The sequence below is a fragment of the Chloroflexota bacterium genome (assembly GCA_026389585.1).
Taxonomy (GTDB): Bacteria; Chloroflexota; Dehalococcoidia; order UBA2247; family RBG-13-53-26; genus JAPLHP01.
The window spans coordinates 21,500-37,614 of the sequence record JAPLHP010000079.1 but is presented as its reverse complement, the minus strand read 5'-3'; the positions used below and the strand labels follow the sequence as shown (position 1 = coordinate 37,614).

Here is a 16,115-nt window from a genome sequence, read left to right as displayed (position 1 = left end):
ATCCGGCGCTAAGACTGGTTGAATGCCTAAACAAGTGGGATTACATATCATGGCGTCTTAGGGAGCCCCCGCGCAAACGTCTATCACAGGTAGAGTCACTGCGGCAGAAACTACCATGCATACTAAGTTAGCGCTTATGGGGCGCAGCCCACCCTACTCCTCTAAACCTCAATTGTCTTTCCCCACACTTTTATGCCCAAGAACCTTATCACGTCTCTCGCCACTTCCAAGGCCTGCCATGCCTCCTCAGGTGAAATGCTTGTGTCCACTCCTTTTCGGGGATGCGAGAGTGCATCTCTCACACCCTTTGCTGCTTCAAACCTCTGCCAGAATGTGGAGCCCTTGTCTATCTTCGTACCTGGGCTGAACCTGGCAATAAGAAACGCTATTTTGTTCCCAATATTCTGGTATTTTCTTGAGTTCTTGATGACAAACTGACCAAGCGTATCCCCTGTCATTGAGAACTCAACCTCTCTCTCCTGTAGGAACCCCCGCTCATGAACTGTAAACAACTCAGGCGGAATAGCAGCAAAGTCCTCCATCATATGATTTACAAAGGCCTCCATTGCTATCCATGAGAAGAGCACAGATGCTACTACGTAACGGTTCCCAGTGCCTTCAGGTGGCTCGTTGCACGCAAGTTCATGGAACTTCTCTGCGGTTTCAAGATACTCTTCGAACTGCATAGGCCTATGCTCAATACCCCTTTTCCAGAACCTTCAACCCCACCACAGTGCTCACCGCCTTATTGAGGAGGAACTTATCCAGCAAAAGGTTCGAGTACTGGCTTCTTGACAAGAAGACCTGAGCCATTCTCTGCCGGTCCTTGAGCGCCGATCTCGTGCCCAGTCCCCTATAAGTCCGGACGTCCTGGTCATGTTTGAACGTCGACATCTCTGCCGCATTGAGAGGGTCTGGCGCCCCCTTCGGAGGCTTTGGAATGATGAGGTGGTTCTGCAGCCTCGCAGGGTGGGGTTGCAGTAGGCCAGCCACGTAGCTCCAGGCCGAAAGAACCGAATCGGTCAGGCACTTGCTGCGGAACGATTTCCGCCTAGACTTACTCTTCTTGATTGCCTCATACTGAGCACGATGAAGTTCAGCAAACGCTCTCCCAGCCTTCTTCAGAGCCTCGTCCTTCCATGGACTCACGCCGTCTGGAGAGACAAGGCTCGCGTAGTTCTGATCCAAGAATGGCCCTGAGCCGCACAGGTAGGGCTCGTATACCTTCTTGCCCAACTGATCACCAGTCAGCTGCTGGCCCCTCTCCTTGCCTTTGTAGAAGTTTACTACGAAGGTGCGCGCAGACTGCACGGTCACTCGCTCCGATCTCGAGCCTTGGTCAGGAAAATCCTCCCCCTGTTTCAGCAGGCCAACCTCCACGCACCACTTACGAAGCTCAGGGCCAACCTGTGTCTCTTCGACCTAGCGATCAAACAAGTCGTTAGATACGTCTATGTTTGTATTGGACACTAGGGCCAGCTCGGCCCGCTGCTCTTTCGACAGGCAAAAGTAGACACTGAACCCATGGTAGCGAGAAGAACCAGCTTCCACTGCGTCCTGAATGGCCTTCGACCTATGCTGACCACCCCACACCTTCAGTGGCGTCTTTGGGCAGTATGTCGTATTGAACTCGACTATGATGTCACTGAACTCACGCCCCATCTTCGCATCTGCCCGCATGCGTTCATACGTCTTGTGCTGCAAGCGGAGATCCCTGTTCGCCCTGTAACTCTCGGGGCTAGCTGGGTTTAGACGGGCACCGAGATCCAAAAGAGACGCAACATCGGTGGCCGAAATCGAGCAACGAATGTAGTAACCCTGGTCCTTGCCATCCTGATGGATGACTACCATCTGATCATTCACCTTCTCAAGGGTATCGACCTTTTCCAAAAACTCACCGACGTCTTTCCTCACCCTCTCATCGCTCACGGCGCTTTTGTCGAACGTTACTTTCATTGTCTATCACCTCTTGATGAGACGTCTATCGTCTATGATTAAATGCTTATACCATGCTCCAGCAGAAAAAACAAGGGCCAGCAGCCAGAGACCTAAGAACGAGACAATATTCACCAACGGCCAGCGGAGACCATACGTCGAACGGTGGCCGAAATCGATCCACTCGTATTCATTTCTGATTCCAGGAACGATTCTTCTCTCCAAGAGGACACTGCCAACCGCTGGCAGGCAATTGAATCGAGCTCGCTTTGGCATTTCAGCCTAAGAGAGGCAATAGGTCAGAATGTGGCATATTCGCTTTCTTGCATCCTGGCAGGCTGGTGTGCTACAGTATAGGCCTGTACTTGGGCGCTACCTCGCCTGAGTCCGTGGCCCCGATTGTAAACAACTGTCGGGGCCTTCATTTTGACTGGACTGTACCATGCACTGGGTGCGTGGATTTCTGTCCCGCCTGTGCGATCTCAGTCTGGTGAGGAAGCATCGCAGGTTACCAATGTTATCGAAGTGATTGTTGGTGACCTTGTATCCTGACATGATTGTTCTCTAGGCTAGTACTGGAACCCATAATCCGGTGCACCAGCCAGAGGTTTGTCTCCACATGCTCTGTTATGGCTGGAATAACGTATTCGCTGGGGCCACTGGCGACGGCACAATAAGGGATCAGCTGGTCTGCCGCATACCGATCCACGGTGGCCCCTGTCTTCAAATCCTGGAGCAGGTTTCCGGCCACATAGCGGCCGATCTCCTCTGAACTCCTTCCCCTTCTGCCCGCTCTGTCGGAGCCGATGAGGCAGCCACTGTCGGTTTCGGCCCATATGCTGAGGATAGCCCCTTTCTGATTAGCCTGGGTGTCGTGTCTTGATTCTATGTCGGCGTGGTAGCTATCCTCCCTGAGCCTGTTGCGGCACTCCTCGGCCATTCTCTGGCTGACCCTCTGCTCTGCCAGGTGCGAGGAAAGGGCAATGCCTTTAATGCCTGTTACCTTCCCCTGCTGAGGCAGGACCAACGGCCTGAGCCTGCCTTCGGCTGGCTTGACCTTCACCTCAATAACGCCTTTGCCCTCGGGCACATACCCAGGCTTCTTCACCTCAAGTTCGGCACTGGCTCCCATCCTCCGCAAAAGCGGAAACAGCACCTGCTGCATGTGGTAAGCCGAGGGAGCAAAGTCCTGAAAGAGGCCTCCGGAGATCCTGAAGGTAGAGGGTTTGTCGGCGAAGCACCCCACCAGTACCAGGCTCATGGCCAGCATGGTGGTAGAGCCGGCAGTGCCGATATCCCACTCGTAGACGCCACCCACTAGCTGTTTGCCTGGCCTGTAGATTATCTCGTGCGACCCCACCTCTGCCTTTTCCACTTTGCCGTGGCACATCTGGGCACAGGCCAGCACCACCTGGAGATGCTGTGGCCTTAGTCCTGGCTTGTCCCTCTTGGCCCGGATATTCCACAGGTGCAATTCCTGGCCGAGGATGGTACACAGGGCTGCCGCCAGACGCACAATGGTGCCGGAGCCCGATTTCTCTGAGCCGTCTATCTGGATCATGGTATTGCCGATCTGCCCTGTTATATACTGAATGATAACAGAAGAGGAGGATAAACATTGCAGCAGTCTGACTATGGGATTACCTTCCTGGGCACGGCCGGTGCCAGGATAATGGTGGCCAGCCAGATACTGGCTTCAGGGGGACTCTGGTTTGATTTCGGAGGTACGGAGATATTGCTCGACCCCGGCCCCGGAACCATTGTTCAAACAGCCAGGCGCAAGCTCAAGGCTACGAAGCTGAAAGCCATCATCCTCTCTCACAAGCATCTGGACCATTCAGGCGATGTCAACGTTATGATCGAAGCCATGACCGAAGGCGGCTTTCGGCCGGGAGGAGTGCTCTTTGCTCCCAGGGATGCCCTCGACAATGACCCGGTGGTCCTGCAGTATGTGCGGCCCTTCCTGGAGCGCATCGAGATACTTCAGGAGGGGGGAAGCTATCACGTCGATGGTGTCTCTTTTCACACCCCGTTGAGACACCGCCACCCGGTGGAGACCTACGGCATAGTATTCAATGCTGGCAATCACACTATCTCCTGCCTTGTAGATACGCGCTACTTCGATGAACTCTGCCAACATTACAAGGCTGACCTTCTTATCCTCAACGTGGTCAGGCTGGAGCCGGGCGGCCCCTTTGACCACCTGTCAGTCCCGGATGCCAGCGAGATCATTAAGAACCTCAAGCCAAAAGTGGCCATCCTGAATCATTTCGGAATGACCATGTGGCGGGCTAAGCCCTGGGAAGTGGCCCAACGGCTCTCTGAGGAGACCGGTGTCCGCGTGATTGCTGCCAGAGACGGCATGAGGTTTGACCTGGCGGAATTGGGATAGACAGGAATCTATGCCTTTGAATTCAGGGGCAATCGGTATCTAAGTCAGTACCTTTAAGACCCGGTCAATACCCGCAAGGTCAGGGATCAGGTCTATCCTGCTATCGGGGAAGTGTTTCCTGGACAGGGCCAGGGCTGCCTGCCCCTGTCCAAGCCCTATCTCCAGTAAAATGGCCCCCCGGGGAAGGAGCTTCTGCCCGGCCTGCGAGAGCAACTGGCGTACCTTGTCTAATCCGTCTGCACCGCCGGCCAGAGCAGCGGCTGGCTCAAAATCCCTGATCTCGGGCATCAACCGGGGCAAATCCGAATCCTTGACATAAGGCAGATTGGCCACGATGACGTCCACCGGTTCGGGGAGAGGCTGAAGTATATCCCCGATCAGGAGGTGTACCTGTTTTTCCACTCCATGCTGGCGGCAGTTGATGCGGGCCACCTCCAGGGCATCAGGCGAGATATCTGTGGCATAGACCCTGGCCTGGGGCAGATGCAAGGCAAGGGCGATGGCGATAGCGCCGCTCCCTGTTCCTACGTCAGCCACAGTGCAGAGCTGTCCCTTTGGGAAGCGTTGTTTGATGAAGTCCAGCGCATTCTCCACCAACAGCTCGGTCTCGGGCCTGGGGATGATCGCACGGGGATCGATGTACAGATCGATCCCGTAGAATTGGCATTGCTTCAGGATGTAAGCCGCAGGCTCATGTTGGAGGCGCTGCTCTACCAGGCCCCGGAACATCTCGGCCTTTGAAGGAGGCAGTGGCTCCTCCAGCCTGGTGTATAGTTCAGCCTTCCTGATGCCCAGGGAATGCATCAGGAGCAGCTCGGCTTCAATACGGGCGTCAGGAATACCGCGGGAGGCGATAGCGGCTTCGGCTTGCTTCAGTGCTTCCCTGAGGGTCACGCAAAAGCTTCCTCGAGTTGCTTTGCTCTCTCATCGGCAGCCAGGGCATCGATCAACTCATCCAGGGCACCTTCGAGGATGGCCGGCAGACTATGGAGGGTCAGGCCAATACGGTGGTCAGTAATCCTGTTCTGGGGGAAATTGTAGGTCCGGATCTTTTCCGCTCTCTCGGCAGTGCCGACCTGGGCGTGGCGCTCCTTGGTGATTTCCTCTTGCTGTTTGCTCTGCTCATTGTCGAACAGGCGGGAACGCAGCAGCGCCATGGCCTTCGTGCGGTTTTGAAGCTGGGACCTCTCCTCATTGCAGACCACTGTTAGCCCGGTGGGGATGTGGAGGATTCTCACGGCGGTAGCCACCTTGTTGACATTCTGTCCGCCGGGGCCACCGCGAGCGAAGAATTCCATTTTCAGGTCGTCCGGTTTGATATTAATCTCCACCTCCTCTACTTCGGGCAGGACGGCAACGGTGGCCGTAGAGGTGTGAATTCGTCCTCCGGCTTCGGTAGCAGGCACCCGCTGCACCCGGTGCACCCCTCGCTCATGCTTCAATCTACCGAAGGCGTTCTTCCCGGAGATTTCGAAGATGATCTCCTTAAACCCTCCCCGGTCGCTGTGGCTGGTGTCAATAATCTCTGTCTTCCAGCCCTTCGCCTGGGCGTAGCGTGAGTACATACGGTACAGATCTGCAGCAAACAGGGCTGCCTCCTCCCCACCGGTGCCGGCGCGGATCTCCACAATGGCGCTCTTCTCACTGCTGCGGTCCCGGGGCAGGAGTAATACCTTGAGGTCCTGCATCAGATCGTCGCGGCGCTTCTTCAGTTCTTCTATCTCCTGCTTCACCAGGGCCAGCATCTCAGGGTCTGGGCTGTCCCGGAGAAGCTGTTCCGTGTCCTCCAGTTGCTGCAGGGTCTTCTTGTGGTGCCTGAATTTGGAGACCACAGGCCCGATGCCAGCCTGCTCCTGAGCCAGGCTGCTCTGCCATTGCCCGGTGCCGGAGGCCATGAGCTGGTTCAGCTCCTCATAGCGCTTCTCCATAGTCTCCAGTTTGGCTGATACCTTATCCATAGTTCACCATATCTAATTATAGCAATTTGCTCTTGTCATACCCAGGGTAGGCGGGGGCTAGTGCCGGGCCGCGCCAATAATCTCGGAGAGTTCGTTTACCCCTTCTTTCTGCATGAATCGTTCTATGCCTTCGAGGACGTCGAGCAGAGCACGAGGGTTTGCGAACTGGGCGGTGCCCACCTCAATAGCACTGGCGCCGGCCATGATGAACTCCAGAGCATCCTCAGCGGAGCTGATGCCCCCGCAGCCCACAATCGGGATCTTCACCTGCCCGGCGACCTCATAGACCATATACAGGGCGATGGGTTTTATGGCTGGCCCGGATAGTCCGCCGCAGATGTTGCCCAGGGACGGTTTCCGGGTGTCAGTATCGATGGCCATTCCCCTTAACGTGTTGATCAGGCAGACAGCATCGGCACCGGCCTCGCTCACCGCCAGGGCAATCTTGACGATATCCGTCACGTTGGGGGTCAGCTTCACTATAACGGGCAGAGAGGTGGCTGCTTTCACCGCCTTGGTCACGGTGGCAGCCGCTTTTGGGTCTTTGCCGAATTCCATGCCCCCTGCTTTCACGTTGGGGCAGCCGATATTCACCTCGAGGCCGCTGACTCCGGCTACGCCATCTAATCTGGAGGCCAGTCTGGCATAATCATCCACGGATTCACCGGCAATATTGACAATGACAGGCACCTGCCATGAGGCCCAGAGTGGGGCCTTCTCCTTGATTAAGGCCTCTACACCGATGTTTTGCAGCCCTATTGAGTTGAGCAGGCCGGCCGGGGTCTCCTTTATGCGCGGCTGGGGGTTTCCCTCACGCGGCTTGAGGGTGGTTCCCTTGCAGACGATAGCCCCCAATCTCCGGGTGTCAACGAAACTGGCGTACTCTGTGCCATAGCCGAAGGTGCCGGAGGCCGTCATCACCGGGTTTTTCAAGAGGAGTCCTCGGGGGTGGGCAGGAGCTAGCTGGACAGCCAGATTCATCAGTGAACCTCTCTTACCATCCCGATCATGGTGTGGTAATTGTAAGGGCTTTGTCTTACTGGCTGCAAGTATCAATCAATGGAGAATTCCGCCGGATACCGGTCAGCTGTAGGGACAGGCCCTTCATTCCCCAATGAAGGTCATTCCCGCGAAAGCGGGAATCCAGAGTTTATGGGCGGTTCGCGAGCATGCCCCCTGCTGGCTTGCAGCGGGCATGCTCGGTTATTATACTTAATCAGCCATGAAGGAGAGATTTGACGCCATCGTGGTGGGAGGCGGCCCGGCTGGCTGTGCTGCTGCCTATACCCTGGCAAAGGGGGGTTTGGCGGTCCTTCTGGTGGAAAGGGGCAGATTCGCCGGGGTGAAGAATATGACCGGCGGCGTGCTCTATGGGCCGGTTCTCCATGATTTGATCCCCGAATTCTGGAAGGAAGCGCCGGTTGAGCGGCATGTCAGCCGCCATGTAATTACCTTCCTCTCTGAGAAGACATCCGTATCCATTGACTTCAACTCGGCAGGGCTTGATCAGCCTCTCTATGATGGTTTCACGGTGCTCCGGGCCAGATTTGACCGCTGGTTTGCCGATAAGGTGGAGCAGGCGGGAGGGGTGGTGATTACAGGGGTTCGGGTTGATGACCTCCTCTGGGACGGTCAGCGGGTGGTAGGGATAGTGGCTGGTGGGGATAGGATACCTGCGGAGGTGGTCATTGCGGCTGATGGGGTTAACTCCGTTATGGCCGGGAAGGCTGGCCTGGGTGTGAAGCTCTCCCCTGAGAATGTTAATCAGGGAGTGAAGGAAGTCATCAAGATGCGGCGGGAGGTTATAGAGGAGCGCTTCAATGTGGCTGGCGATGGTGGGGCCGCGATGCACTTCCTGGGTTTTTGCACTAGGGGTGTTCATGGCGGTGGTTTTCTCTACACCAACAAGGAGAGCCTTTCTCTGGGTGTGGTGGTGCAATTGCAGGCGCTCATTGAGAACAATCTCAAGAGCGTGGAGCTTCTGGAGGGTTTCAAGGCACACCCGGCAGTAAGGGAGTTGATCAAAGGTGGCACCACGGTGGAGTATTCTGCTCATCTGGTACCTGCCGGCGGCCTGAGGATGGTGCCTCGTTTATATACGGACGGTCTGCTGGTGACTGGCGATGCGGCGGCTCTGGTGCTGGCGACAGGCAGGGCGTTGGAAGGGCTGAATTTTGCCCTGGCCTCAGGGATGGCCGCGGCGGAGACGGTGAAGCTGGCCAAAGCAAAAGGTGATTTCAGCAAAGAGACACTCTCTCAGTATGAGAAGCTGCTGGCGGAGAGTTTTGTCCTTCGGGACTTGAAGAAATTCGAACAGTCTGCCGACTTCCTGGAGAATCAGCGCCTCTACAGCCTCTATCCCGGCCTGGCCTGCAGCCTGGCGGAGAAGATATTCAGGGTTGATGGGAAACCGAAGAAGACCGTGTGGCAGTTGGCCCGGGAAGAGATGAAGGGGAAGGTCTCTCTCTGGCAGTTGCTTCGGGACGGCCTGGCAGCCAGGAGAACGATATGAGTTTGATGACCATAGAGCAAAGGCTGGCACTCAACACATACGAAGTTGACACGGAACCCCATATTCGCCTGAAGGAGGAGATCTGCCGCCAGTGCGAACGGCAAAGTTGCCTCTATGTCTGTCCTGCGGAATGCTTTAAGGCACGGGAGGGCAAGATCAGCTTCAACCATGAGGGCTGCCTCGAATGCGGGAGCTGTCATATCTCCTGTAGTCGGGAGGCTATAGAGTGGTCCTATCCCAGAGGACACTTTGGGGTATCCTACGAGTACGGGTAGAGGGAAAGATGCTGCAGGCCGAGTCGGCTATGGCCAGGCTGTCTGCTGGCCGAGTGGGGGAGTGGTTAGCATTGCAGCTGTCCCGTATCTTTCGATATAGTTCCGTTCCAGTTTTCGAAACCTCGTCTGATACGAGGGAGAAGTTATCTTATCAGTGGTCATGATGACGGCATCTTCGCTATTGTCCGTGTAATAGCGGCGGCGTAGCCCCACCCTGTTAAAGCCATACTTGTCATAAAGTGCCTGGGCTTCCAGATTGGAGACCCTTGTCTCTAGAGTAACTACCTCGGCCTTCATTTGCACCGCCAATTTTATAATGGAGATGAGCAGCAACTCGCCGATGCCCTGCCGGCGGTTCGTTTTCCGCACCGCGATGGAGGTCAGGTGAGCTTCATCCACCATAAGCCAGATGGCGGCGTAGCCAATGATGTTCTTTCTGTCTGGAGGGATGCTCGAGTTGCTGGGGGGATGGCCTGTGGCTAGAAGATGGCGCACTCTGGACAATAAGCGTCCCCATGTTCCGTTGGTCTTGTGCTCAGTGACTTCAGTGCTGCCGGACGGGGTGACAGAGTCATCCAGGACAACCAGGTAGCGGATCAAGGGGTTATTGAGCTCTCTCTTGAAAGAAGGGGGAGGCCACTCGGTAGGGAAGGCTTCCCGATCAATCCCACTTACCTGGGAGATATCCTCAACCGCCATGCGGCGTATAGTGTAACCCATAATGTCTTTTTCTTGCAGCAGACTTTGATTTTACCACACTGAGGAGGGGACACGTCAGCCGCATTGTGCTTCTATTGTCTCTCGATCAGTGGTTAAGGTATAATTGCTCCGCGAGGTAATTCTGGCAACGGCTGGGCAAGAAATTCCAAAAGGTGTTCGTTCTGCCTCGGTAGCCTGTAGTTCGGCTGAGGCCGTCTCTTCTGTGGGCAAAGACCAGACCACGAATCAGGACCTTGAGGCAGTAGCCAAAACTCTGCGCCGTCATATTATTACTATGACGGCTGCAGCAGGCAGCGGCCACCCGGGTGGTTCGCTTTCATCTGTAGAGATTGTAACTGCTCTTTTCTTCCGTGTGTTACGCCATCGACCCTCGGAGCCCCATTGGGCTGATCGTGACCGGTTCATTCTGAGCAAGGCGCATGCTGCGCCGTTGCTCTATGCTGCTCTCGCTGAAACTGGGTATATGCCTGTAGGAGAGCTGTGTACCTTGAGGAAGCTGGATAGCAGGCTTCAGGGCCATCCTGATAAGACTTGCACGCCCGGAGTAGAGATGACTTGTGGTTCCCTGGGCCAGGGACTGTCCTTTGGTATCGGTGCTGCCCTGGCTGCCCGCCTCAACTCTCAAACCTATCGGGTATATGTCCTTCTGGGTGACGGGGAATGTGACGAGGGGCAGGTCTGGGAGGCGGCGATGGCCGCAGCCCATTTCAAGATGGATAACCTGGTGGCTATTATTGACCATAATGAACTGCAGATCGACGGCTGGAACCGGCAGGTGATGAACCTTGAGCCCCTTCCCGATAAATGGCGTGCCTTTGGCTGGTATGTTATTGAAGTGAATGGTCATGACCTGGCCCAGATCCTGGCTGCTTTTGCGCAGGCAGAAAAGGTGAAGGGGCAGCCCACGGCGATTATTGCCCATACTATTAAGGGCAAGGGGGTAAGCTTCATGGAGAACAATGTGGACTTTCATGGCAAGGCCCCCACGCCGGAGGAAGCAGAGAGAGCGCTGAAGGAATTGGCCTAGAGTGAAAGTCAGGGAACAGTCCTCTACCAGAGAAGTCTACGGCAAGACTTTGGTGGCTTTAGGCAAAGAGAACCCGGACATCGTTGTTCTTGATGCTGACCTCTCGAAGTCAACCATGACCCAGTTCTTCGCCAGAGAATTCCCCCACCGTTTCTTTGATTGCGGTATTGCCGAGCAGAATATGATAGGCATTGCCGCCGGGTTGGCTGCTTCGGGGAAGATTGCCTTCGCCAGTACCTTTGCTGTGTTTGCCACCGGCCGCTGCTATGACCAACTGCGCATGTCTGTGGCGCAACCCCGCCACGATGTCAAGGTGGTCGCTACTCATGGCGGGATCAGTGTAGGAGAGGATGGCTTGTCTCACCACTCGATTGAAGACCTGGCTCTTGCCTGCTCTCTGCCCGGGTTCACTGTTGTTGTTCCTGCAGATGCTATTGAGACTGCTCAGGTAATTCGGGTGGCTGCGGCCACCAGGGGACCTTTCTATGTACGTTTGGGTCGTCTTAAGACTCCTCTTATTTTGGGCGATGACTATCAATTTGTATTGGGCGAAGCGGCGACTTTGAGACAGGGCATTGATGCGACTATTATTGCTTGTGGACTAATGGTTGCCAGGGCTCTGGAGGCAGCAGAGAACCTCTCACAACAGGGTATTGACTGCCGGGTACTGAATATGTCCACTATCAAGCCTTTAGATATTGAGGCTATTGTTCTGGCAGCTAATGAGACCGAGGCTATTGTTACGGCTGAGGAGCACCTGGAACATGGGGGGTTGGGGAGCAAGGTGGCTCAGGTCGTGGTCCAGCACTGGGCCGTGCCCATGGCTTTTGTAGCTATCAAGGATGTCTTTGCCAAATCAGGAACCCCTGATGAACTGCTGCAGCGCTATGGCTTGACTGCGGCTGAGATCGAGAAGGCAGTCAAGGCTACGGTTCTCAGGAAGAAATAGTTGGGACTTGTGGCGACTCCGGCCGTTCTGCTCTGATATCGTAGCGGCATCGTTTTCGTAATCCTCTCTCTTTTATAGTTACCCCAATTTATTACAGGCGTATCGAAATACGAGTTTGCTTCAGTGGTGGTTGACTAGAGGACAGCTTTGGAACCTGGTGTTGTTGGCATATTGCTTGTAACCGGTGTGGTGGTTGGCCTGGGCCAGGGGCTCTTGGGCGTTGGCGGTGCTTTCATCATGGTTCCGGTGATGGTGGCCGTCTTCACCGGTATGGACATTCCTACCGATGCAGCAGTGAAACTGGCCTTTGGCACCAGTTTATTGGTTATATTCCCCACGGCTGTGTTTAGTTCATGGGCCCACCATCGAAGGGGAGCGGTCTGGTGGAAGGCGGCTATTGTTCTTGGTATCGCGGCGGCAGCAGGGTCAGTATTAGGCGCAACACTGACTTCGCGGTTCATCAGCGGGAGTGTGATAAAGGTTGTTTTTGGGGCAGTGGTCATTCTTGCCAGCGTGAGGCTGCTCACATCGAAGTTATCGGACGCTGAGGAGGATCCGGATATGAATCCCCTGGTTTGGGCTTGTTGCGGGTTCCTCCTAGGAATGGTCAGCGGCCTCCTTGGAATTGGCGGTGGGATAATAATGGTGCCTGTGATGACAATAGTGCTCAAATTCAGGATGCATCGGGCCGTGGGCACTTCGACAGCAGTGATGTTGTTTAGCAGTAGTGCGGGGGCATTGGGTTATATCCTGAACGGATTGGGTGTATCCGGACTGCCGGCTCAATCCGTAGGCTATTTCAATTTTCCTGCATGGATCTGTCTGGCAACGACCAGTATAGTCATGACGCAGGTTGGTGCGTGGATGGCGCACAGGCTCAAGGGAGACATACTGAGGATTGCTTTTTCTGTGGTGATGTTATTTGTGGGCCTGAGTATGGTGGGTGCATTTGATTGGCTGGGATGGCCATAGTGAAGCGCCGCCGGTCAGCCCCGGTTCTGGGTGTCTCTGCATTCCGAAGTGATCCGGCTCCTGTCATGCTGATTTTGGTTAATCGCTAGTCCTTGTCTATTTTCGTTTTGCTGAACCGTTCCCATTCACTGTAGACGCAGCCGCAGTATTTCTGTCTGTACAGGTCGAGCTCCTTGCTTATCCTGCGGCTTTCACTATAACAGGGTCTCAAGTCCTCACAGATGAACTCGATTCCCTCTTTTTGGGCAATCTCATTTCCCACTTCCTTTAGAATCTGCTGGTTTTGGTATGGACTTATGAGTAGCGTAGTGCTGAAAGCCTGGTAGCCCTTTAGCTTGGCTATTGAAGCTGTGAAAGAAAGGCGGAGCCGAAAGCAGTATCTGCAGCGTTCTCTTTCGTGCTCCACTACGGCTCTGAAGTACTCGATAATGTCATAGCCTTCGGAGATGATCAAGGGGGTATTCGTTTTCTCTGAAAATCCCTGCAGGGTCTGCAACCGCCGCTGATGCTCGGTAAAGGGGTGTATATTGGGGTTATACCAGAAAGAGGTGACCTCTAACCCCTTCTGCTGCCAGTGTTCAAGACAGCCAGTGGCGCAGGGCGCACAGCAGGTGTGGAGGAGCAAAGAAGTCATGGTATTAGTCTCAGAATAATTCTGCCTGAGGGGATTGTCCTCTCGTGTAGGGTAGGCCCAGGTGTTTGTGGGCCAGGCGCGTGGCTACCCTGCCCCGCGGTGTTCGTTCCAGAAAACCCAGTTGCAGTAAATAAGGTTCGTAGACATCCATAATCGTATCTGCCTCCTCGCTGATAGAGGCGGCGATTGTCTCCAGTCCCACAGGGCCACCATCGAACTTCTCGATGATAGTCCGCAGCACTTTGCGGTCTATTTCGTCCAGGCCGATATTGTCCACGTCAAGTTTGGCCAGTGCCTTGACAGCTACCTCATTGGTGATCACTCCTTTTGCCATGACCTGGGCATAATCCCGCACCCTTTTGAGCAGTCGATTAGCCACTCTGGGTGTTCCTCGGGCCCGGCAGGCAATCTCCTTTATCCCTTCTAGATCCGCTTCTATCTTGAGAATATTGGCAGAGCGTTTCACTATTATCTCCATAGCCTGCTGGTCATAGAAATCGAGTCGATATATGGAACCAAATCTGTCCCTTAAAGGAGGGCTGAGCATGGCGAAGCGCGTGGTGGCCCCAATAAGAGTGAAGTGCGGGAGGTGAAGTCGCAGGCTTTTGGCTCCCGGCCCTTTGCCGATGACAATATCCAGGGCAAAGTCCTCCATCGCCGGATAAAGAACCTCCTCTACTATCCTGGGGAGGCGATGGACCTCGTCGATGAATAGAATGTCATCTTCGTGAAGATTGGTTATTATAGCGGCTAGATCCCCGGCGCGCTCTATGGCCGGGCCGGAGGTGACCCTGATGCTGGCCCTCTTCTCGGCGGCAATAATATGAGCCAGGGTGGTCTTGCCCAGGCCCGGTGGTCCATAGATCAGGATGTGGTCTAGAGATTCCTTCCTTGCTTGCGCTGCCGCAATAGATATCTTGATGTTCTCTTTGACTTTATCCTGCCCTATATACTCAGCAAGGCGTCTGGGACGGAGGCTGGTATCTAGGGTGATATCATCTTCCTTGGGTTTGCCTGAGATTATTCGCTCCATAACGTCCGTTTTCCAGTATTATACGCTGGTTTTCTGCACCTAACCACCAAAATAAGGAAGAGGGGTAATGTCACACCGCTTGTCCGGGCTAGGCATACCTCAGAACCAGGTAGATGTGACAGAGGGCAAGAACGATTAGCATTGCTGGCAAGGCGTATTTGCAGTACCTGCCCCAGCTAATCCTATAGCCTTCCTTTTCGGCAATAGCTATGCCAACTACGTTAGCCGAAGCACCGATGGGAGTAGCGTTGCCTCCGATGTCTGTCCCCAATGCCAACGTCCAGGCTAAAGTCTTTAGACCGAATCCCTGAGTGGCTGCCAGACTGCCGATCACGGGAGCCATGGTGGCGGCAAAGGGGATGTTGTCGATTATTGCAGAAGCAAAAGCCGAAATCCACAGGATGAAGGTGATTGCAATGATGATGCTCCCTCCCGACGCATTTCCGATGGCATGGGCCAACTCCTGCAGAACCCCGGTAGCTTCCAGCCCCCCCACACAGACGAACAGCCCAAGGAAGAAGAACAGGGTAAGCCGGTCCACTCCCCTAAGGATATGACCTGCCCGTTTTCCTGCCGCCACGAGAGTAAGAAAGGCAGCGATGCAGCCGATCAATCCCACTGACAGGCCGGTGGTGGCATGCGTGACCAGCAGGATGATAACCAGAATGAAGATGGCAGTGTGTATCTTGAACAGGCGCAGGTCAAGGATGGCCTCTCTTGGTGCAGGGTATTGCCTGGGGAGAGTGGCCGAATTGTCAGAGGATGGCCGGGCTAGAATCTTGCGAAAGAAGAGGTAGAAGAGGCCTAGCGCGGCGACCATCCCTATCCAGGCGATGGGTCCGGTATTGACGATAAAGTCCATGAAGGTATAGCCGAAATGGGTACCGATGATGATATTGGGAGGATCGCCAGACATAGTGGCACTGCCGCCAGTGTTGGCAGCAAATATCTCGGCGATTATTACTGGCACGGGGTCGAACTTGAGCAGACGAGCCAGCTCAATGGTTGCTGTGGCGAGGAAGAGCAACACAGTGATGCTGTCGATGAACATGGATAGAAAACCGGACAGCAGCATAAAGGTGATCAGGATGGGGACAACACGATAGTTAACCAGCTTGGCCACTAGGAGGCACAGCCAGCGGAAGAAGCCCACTGCCGCTAGCCCCTCCACCATGACCATCATGCCACCGATAAAGACCATGGTCTGCCAGTTGACACCGGTGATCTCCAGTCCGCTGCCCGAGGCTGCCTCTGCAGCATGTTTGCCATACCACCAGTGGAGATCGATGAAGTCGTACAACCTCAGCACATGCCACAGGTTCTGCGGACCAGGGTGCGTCAGCATGAGAATCACGAGGGCACTGGCAGCACCACCGATCAGGGCAGGGATGTAGCGATGAACCTTCCCTGACATGATGGCGATGAACATGCCGGCAAAGATGATAATGGCGAGTATCTGTTCTGCGGTCATCTCTCTGGATAGCCCTGTCCTAAGTCTTGGCCTTCGACTGTATCTACGACTGGCTCAATCCCTGCCCCATGTTTGGTCACCACCATAGCTCCATCAGCCGCTACTATTGGCTCTTTGACCGGCAATGGAGCCCGCGCTCTACTGAAGACGGCACTGGACCTGAAGCCACTGCTGGCGCTGCAGAGGCTGGCGGGAGGCTCCGGGAGCTTCCTTTCCTGGCCCTACCCGAAAGACCTT

18 protein-coding genes are annotated in these 16,115 nt (G+C 54.9%); 6 read left to right on the top strand and 12 right to left on the bottom strand.

The window, feature by feature from the left end:
• Positions 1 to 161 precede the first annotated feature (161 nt).
• The 5 genes from NTZ04_07145 to rtcA form a co-directional block, all read right to left on the bottom strand.
• On the bottom strand, positions 162 to 686 hold the full coding sequence (locus tag NTZ04_07145; GenBank protein ID MCX5992083.1) for a hypothetical protein: 525 nt from the start codon (positions 684 to 686) through the stop codon (positions 162 to 164).
• 10 nt (positions 687 to 696) lie between these two features.
• Positions 697 to 1,317: a hypothetical protein gene (locus tag NTZ04_07140; GenBank protein MCX5992082.1), complete on the bottom strand. Its 621-nt coding sequence runs from the start codon at positions 1,315 to 1,317 to the stop codon at positions 697 to 699.
• A gap of 105 nt (positions 1,318 to 1,422) precedes the next feature.
• Positions 1,423 to 1,956, bottom strand: coding sequence for a hypothetical protein (locus NTZ04_07135; GenBank protein MCX5992081.1), 534 nt, complete (start codon positions 1,954 to 1,956; stop codon positions 1,423 to 1,425).
• A gap of 6 nt (positions 1,957 to 1,962) precedes the next feature.
• Entirely contained in the window at positions 1,963 to 2,211 is a 249-nt protein-coding gene (locus tag NTZ04_07130; protein MCX5992080.1) for a hypothetical protein, read from the bottom strand.
• Positions 2,212 to 2,452: 241 nt separating this feature from the next.
• Positions 2,453 to 3,496 (bottom strand): RNA 3'-terminal phosphate cyclase, encoded by a 1,044-nt coding sequence (gene rtcA / locus NTZ04_07125; protein MCX5992079.1) that lies wholly within the window; start codon positions 3,494 to 3,496, stop codon positions 2,453 to 2,455.
• A 57-nt stretch (positions 3,497 to 3,553) separates the two neighbouring features.
• On the opposite strand from rtcA, the gene NTZ04_07120 reads away from it, so the two are divergent.
• Positions 3,554 to 4,327 (top strand): MBL fold metallo-hydrolase, encoded by a 774-nt coding sequence (locus tag NTZ04_07120; protein MCX5992078.1) that lies wholly within the window; start codon positions 3,554 to 3,556, stop codon positions 4,325 to 4,327.
• Positions 4,328 to 4,366: 39 nt separating this feature from the next.
• Here NTZ04_07120 and prmC read toward each other — a convergent pair whose 3' ends face one another.
• The 3 genes from prmC to NTZ04_07105 are packed head-to-tail and all read right to left on the bottom strand — an operon-like array spanning position 4,367 to position 7,266.
• Positions 4,367 to 5,221: a peptide chain release factor N(5)-glutamine methyltransferase gene (prmC, locus tag NTZ04_07115; GenBank protein ID MCX5992077.1), complete on the bottom strand. Its 855-nt coding sequence runs from the start codon at positions 5,219 to 5,221 to the stop codon at positions 4,367 to 4,369.
• Positions 5,218 to 6,285, bottom strand: a complete 1,068-nt coding sequence (prfA, locus tag NTZ04_07110; GenBank protein ID MCX5992076.1) for a peptide chain release factor 1 — start codon at positions 6,283 to 6,285, stop codon at positions 5,218 to 5,220. Before prfA ends, prmC begins: the two co-directional genes overlap by 4 nt.
• Before the next feature lie 57 nt (positions 6,286 to 6,342).
• The gene (locus NTZ04_07105) at positions 6,343 to 7,266 is read right to left on the bottom strand and encodes a dihydroorotate dehydrogenase (GenBank protein ID MCX5992075.1); all 924 of its coding nucleotides are present in this window, start codon (positions 7,264 to 7,266) and stop codon (positions 6,343 to 6,345) included.
• A gap of 241 nt (positions 7,267 to 7,507) precedes the next feature.
• On the opposite strand from NTZ04_07105, the gene NTZ04_07100 reads away from it, so the two are divergent.
• A complete protein-coding gene (locus NTZ04_07100; GenBank protein MCX5992074.1) occupies positions 7,508 to 8,797 on the top strand; it encodes an FAD-dependent oxidoreductase in 1,290 nt (429 codons plus the stop codon).
• The gene (locus NTZ04_07095) at positions 8,794 to 9,072 is read left to right on the top strand and encodes a 4Fe-4S dicluster domain-containing protein (GenBank protein ID MCX5992073.1); all 279 of its coding nucleotides are present in this window, start codon (positions 8,794 to 8,796) and stop codon (positions 9,070 to 9,072) included. Before NTZ04_07100 ends, NTZ04_07095 begins: the two co-directional genes overlap by 4 nt.
• 27 nt (positions 9,073 to 9,099) lie before the next feature.
• On the opposite strand, the gene rimI is transcribed toward NTZ04_07095, so the two are convergent.
• Entirely contained in the window at positions 9,100 to 9,792 is a 693-nt protein-coding gene (gene rimI / locus NTZ04_07090) for a ribosomal protein S18-alanine N-acetyltransferase (protein ID MCX5992072.1), read from the bottom strand.
• A 202-nt stretch (positions 9,793 to 9,994) separates the two neighbouring features.
• On the opposite strand from rimI, the gene NTZ04_07085 reads away from it, so the two are divergent.
• From NTZ04_07085 to NTZ04_07075, 3 genes are all read left to right on the top strand, one after another.
• Positions 9,995 to 10,819 (top strand): transketolase, encoded by an 825-nt coding sequence (locus NTZ04_07085; protein ID MCX5992071.1) that lies wholly within the window; start codon positions 9,995 to 9,997, stop codon positions 10,817 to 10,819.
• A gap of 1 nt (position 10,820) precedes the next feature.
• Complete coding sequence (locus tag NTZ04_07080) at positions 10,821 to 11,768, top strand: transketolase family protein (GenBank protein ID MCX5992070.1); 948 nt, start codon at positions 10,821 to 10,823, stop codon at positions 11,766 to 11,768.
• 147 nt (positions 11,769 to 11,915) lie between these two features.
• Positions 11,916 to 12,740 (top strand): sulfite exporter TauE/SafE family protein, encoded by an 825-nt coding sequence (locus NTZ04_07075; protein ID MCX5992069.1) that lies wholly within the window; start codon positions 11,916 to 11,918, stop codon positions 12,738 to 12,740.
• 85 nt (positions 12,741 to 12,825) lie between these two features.
• Here the strand turns inward: NTZ04_07075 and NTZ04_07070 are convergent, their stop codons facing one another.
• From NTZ04_07070 to NTZ04_07060, 3 genes are all read right to left on the bottom strand, one after another.
• Positions 12,826 to 13,374 carry an epoxyqueuosine reductase QueH gene (locus NTZ04_07070; GenBank protein MCX5992068.1) on the bottom strand — a complete coding sequence of 183 codons (549 nt, stop codon included), beginning with the start codon at positions 13,372 to 13,374 and terminating at the stop codon, positions 12,826 to 12,828.
• Positions 13,375 to 13,384: 10 nt separating this feature from the next.
• Complete coding sequence (gene ruvB / locus NTZ04_07065) at positions 13,385 to 14,407, bottom strand: Holliday junction branch migration DNA helicase RuvB (GenBank protein ID MCX5992067.1); 1,023 nt, start codon at positions 14,405 to 14,407, stop codon at positions 13,385 to 13,387.
• A gap of 88 nt (positions 14,408 to 14,495) precedes the next feature.
• Positions 14,496 to 15,878 carry an SLC13 family permease gene (locus tag NTZ04_07060; GenBank protein ID MCX5992066.1) on the bottom strand — a complete coding sequence of 461 codons (1,383 nt, stop codon included), beginning with the start codon at positions 15,876 to 15,878 and terminating at the stop codon, positions 14,496 to 14,498.
• Between the last annotated feature and the right edge of the window lie 237 nt (positions 15,879 to 16,115).

Bases quoted from the DNA above. Each gene is read 5' to 3' on its own strand.
- NTZ04_07070 (MCX5992068.1), bottom strand. From the start codon at position 13,374: ATGACTTCTTTGCTCCTCCACACCTGCTGTGCGCCCTGCGCCACTGGC.
- rtcA (MCX5992079.1), bottom strand. From the start codon at position 3,496: ATGATCCAGATAGACGGCTCAGAGAAATCGGGCTCCGGCACCATTGTG.
- prfA (MCX5992076.1), bottom strand. From the start codon at position 6,285: ATGGATAAGGTATCAGCCAAACTGGAGACTATGGAGAAGCGCTATGAG.
- NTZ04_07100 (MCX5992074.1), top strand. From the start codon at position 7,508: ATGAAGGAGAGATTTGACGCCATCGTGGTGGGAGGCGGCCCGGCTGGC.
- ruvB (MCX5992067.1), bottom strand. From the start codon at position 14,407: ATGGAGCGAATAATCTCAGGCAAACCCAAGGAAGATGATATCACCCTA.
- NTZ04_07130 (MCX5992080.1), bottom strand. From the start codon at position 2,211: ATGCCAAAGCGAGCTCGATTCAATTGCCTGCCAGCGGTTGGCAGTGTC.
- NTZ04_07145 (MCX5992083.1), bottom strand. From the start codon at position 686: ATGCAGTTCGAAGAGTATCTTGAAACCGCAGAGAAGTTCCATGAACTT.
- NTZ04_07135 (MCX5992081.1), bottom strand. From the start codon at position 1,956: ATGAAAGTAACGTTCGACAAAAGCGCCGTGAGCGATGAGAGGGTGAGG.
- NTZ04_07095 (MCX5992073.1), top strand. From the start codon at position 8,794: ATGAGTTTGATGACCATAGAGCAAAGGCTGGCACTCAACACATACGAA.
- rimI (MCX5992072.1), bottom strand. From the start codon at position 9,792: ATGGGTTACACTATACGCCGCATGGCGGTTGAGGATATCTCCCAGGTA.
- NTZ04_07105 (MCX5992075.1), bottom strand. From the start codon at position 7,266: ATGAATCTGGCTGTCCAGCTAGCTCCTGCCCACCCCCGAGGACTCCTC.
- NTZ04_07060 (MCX5992066.1), bottom strand. From the start codon at position 15,878: ATGACCGCAGAACAGATACTCGCCATTATCATCTTTGCCGGCATGTTC.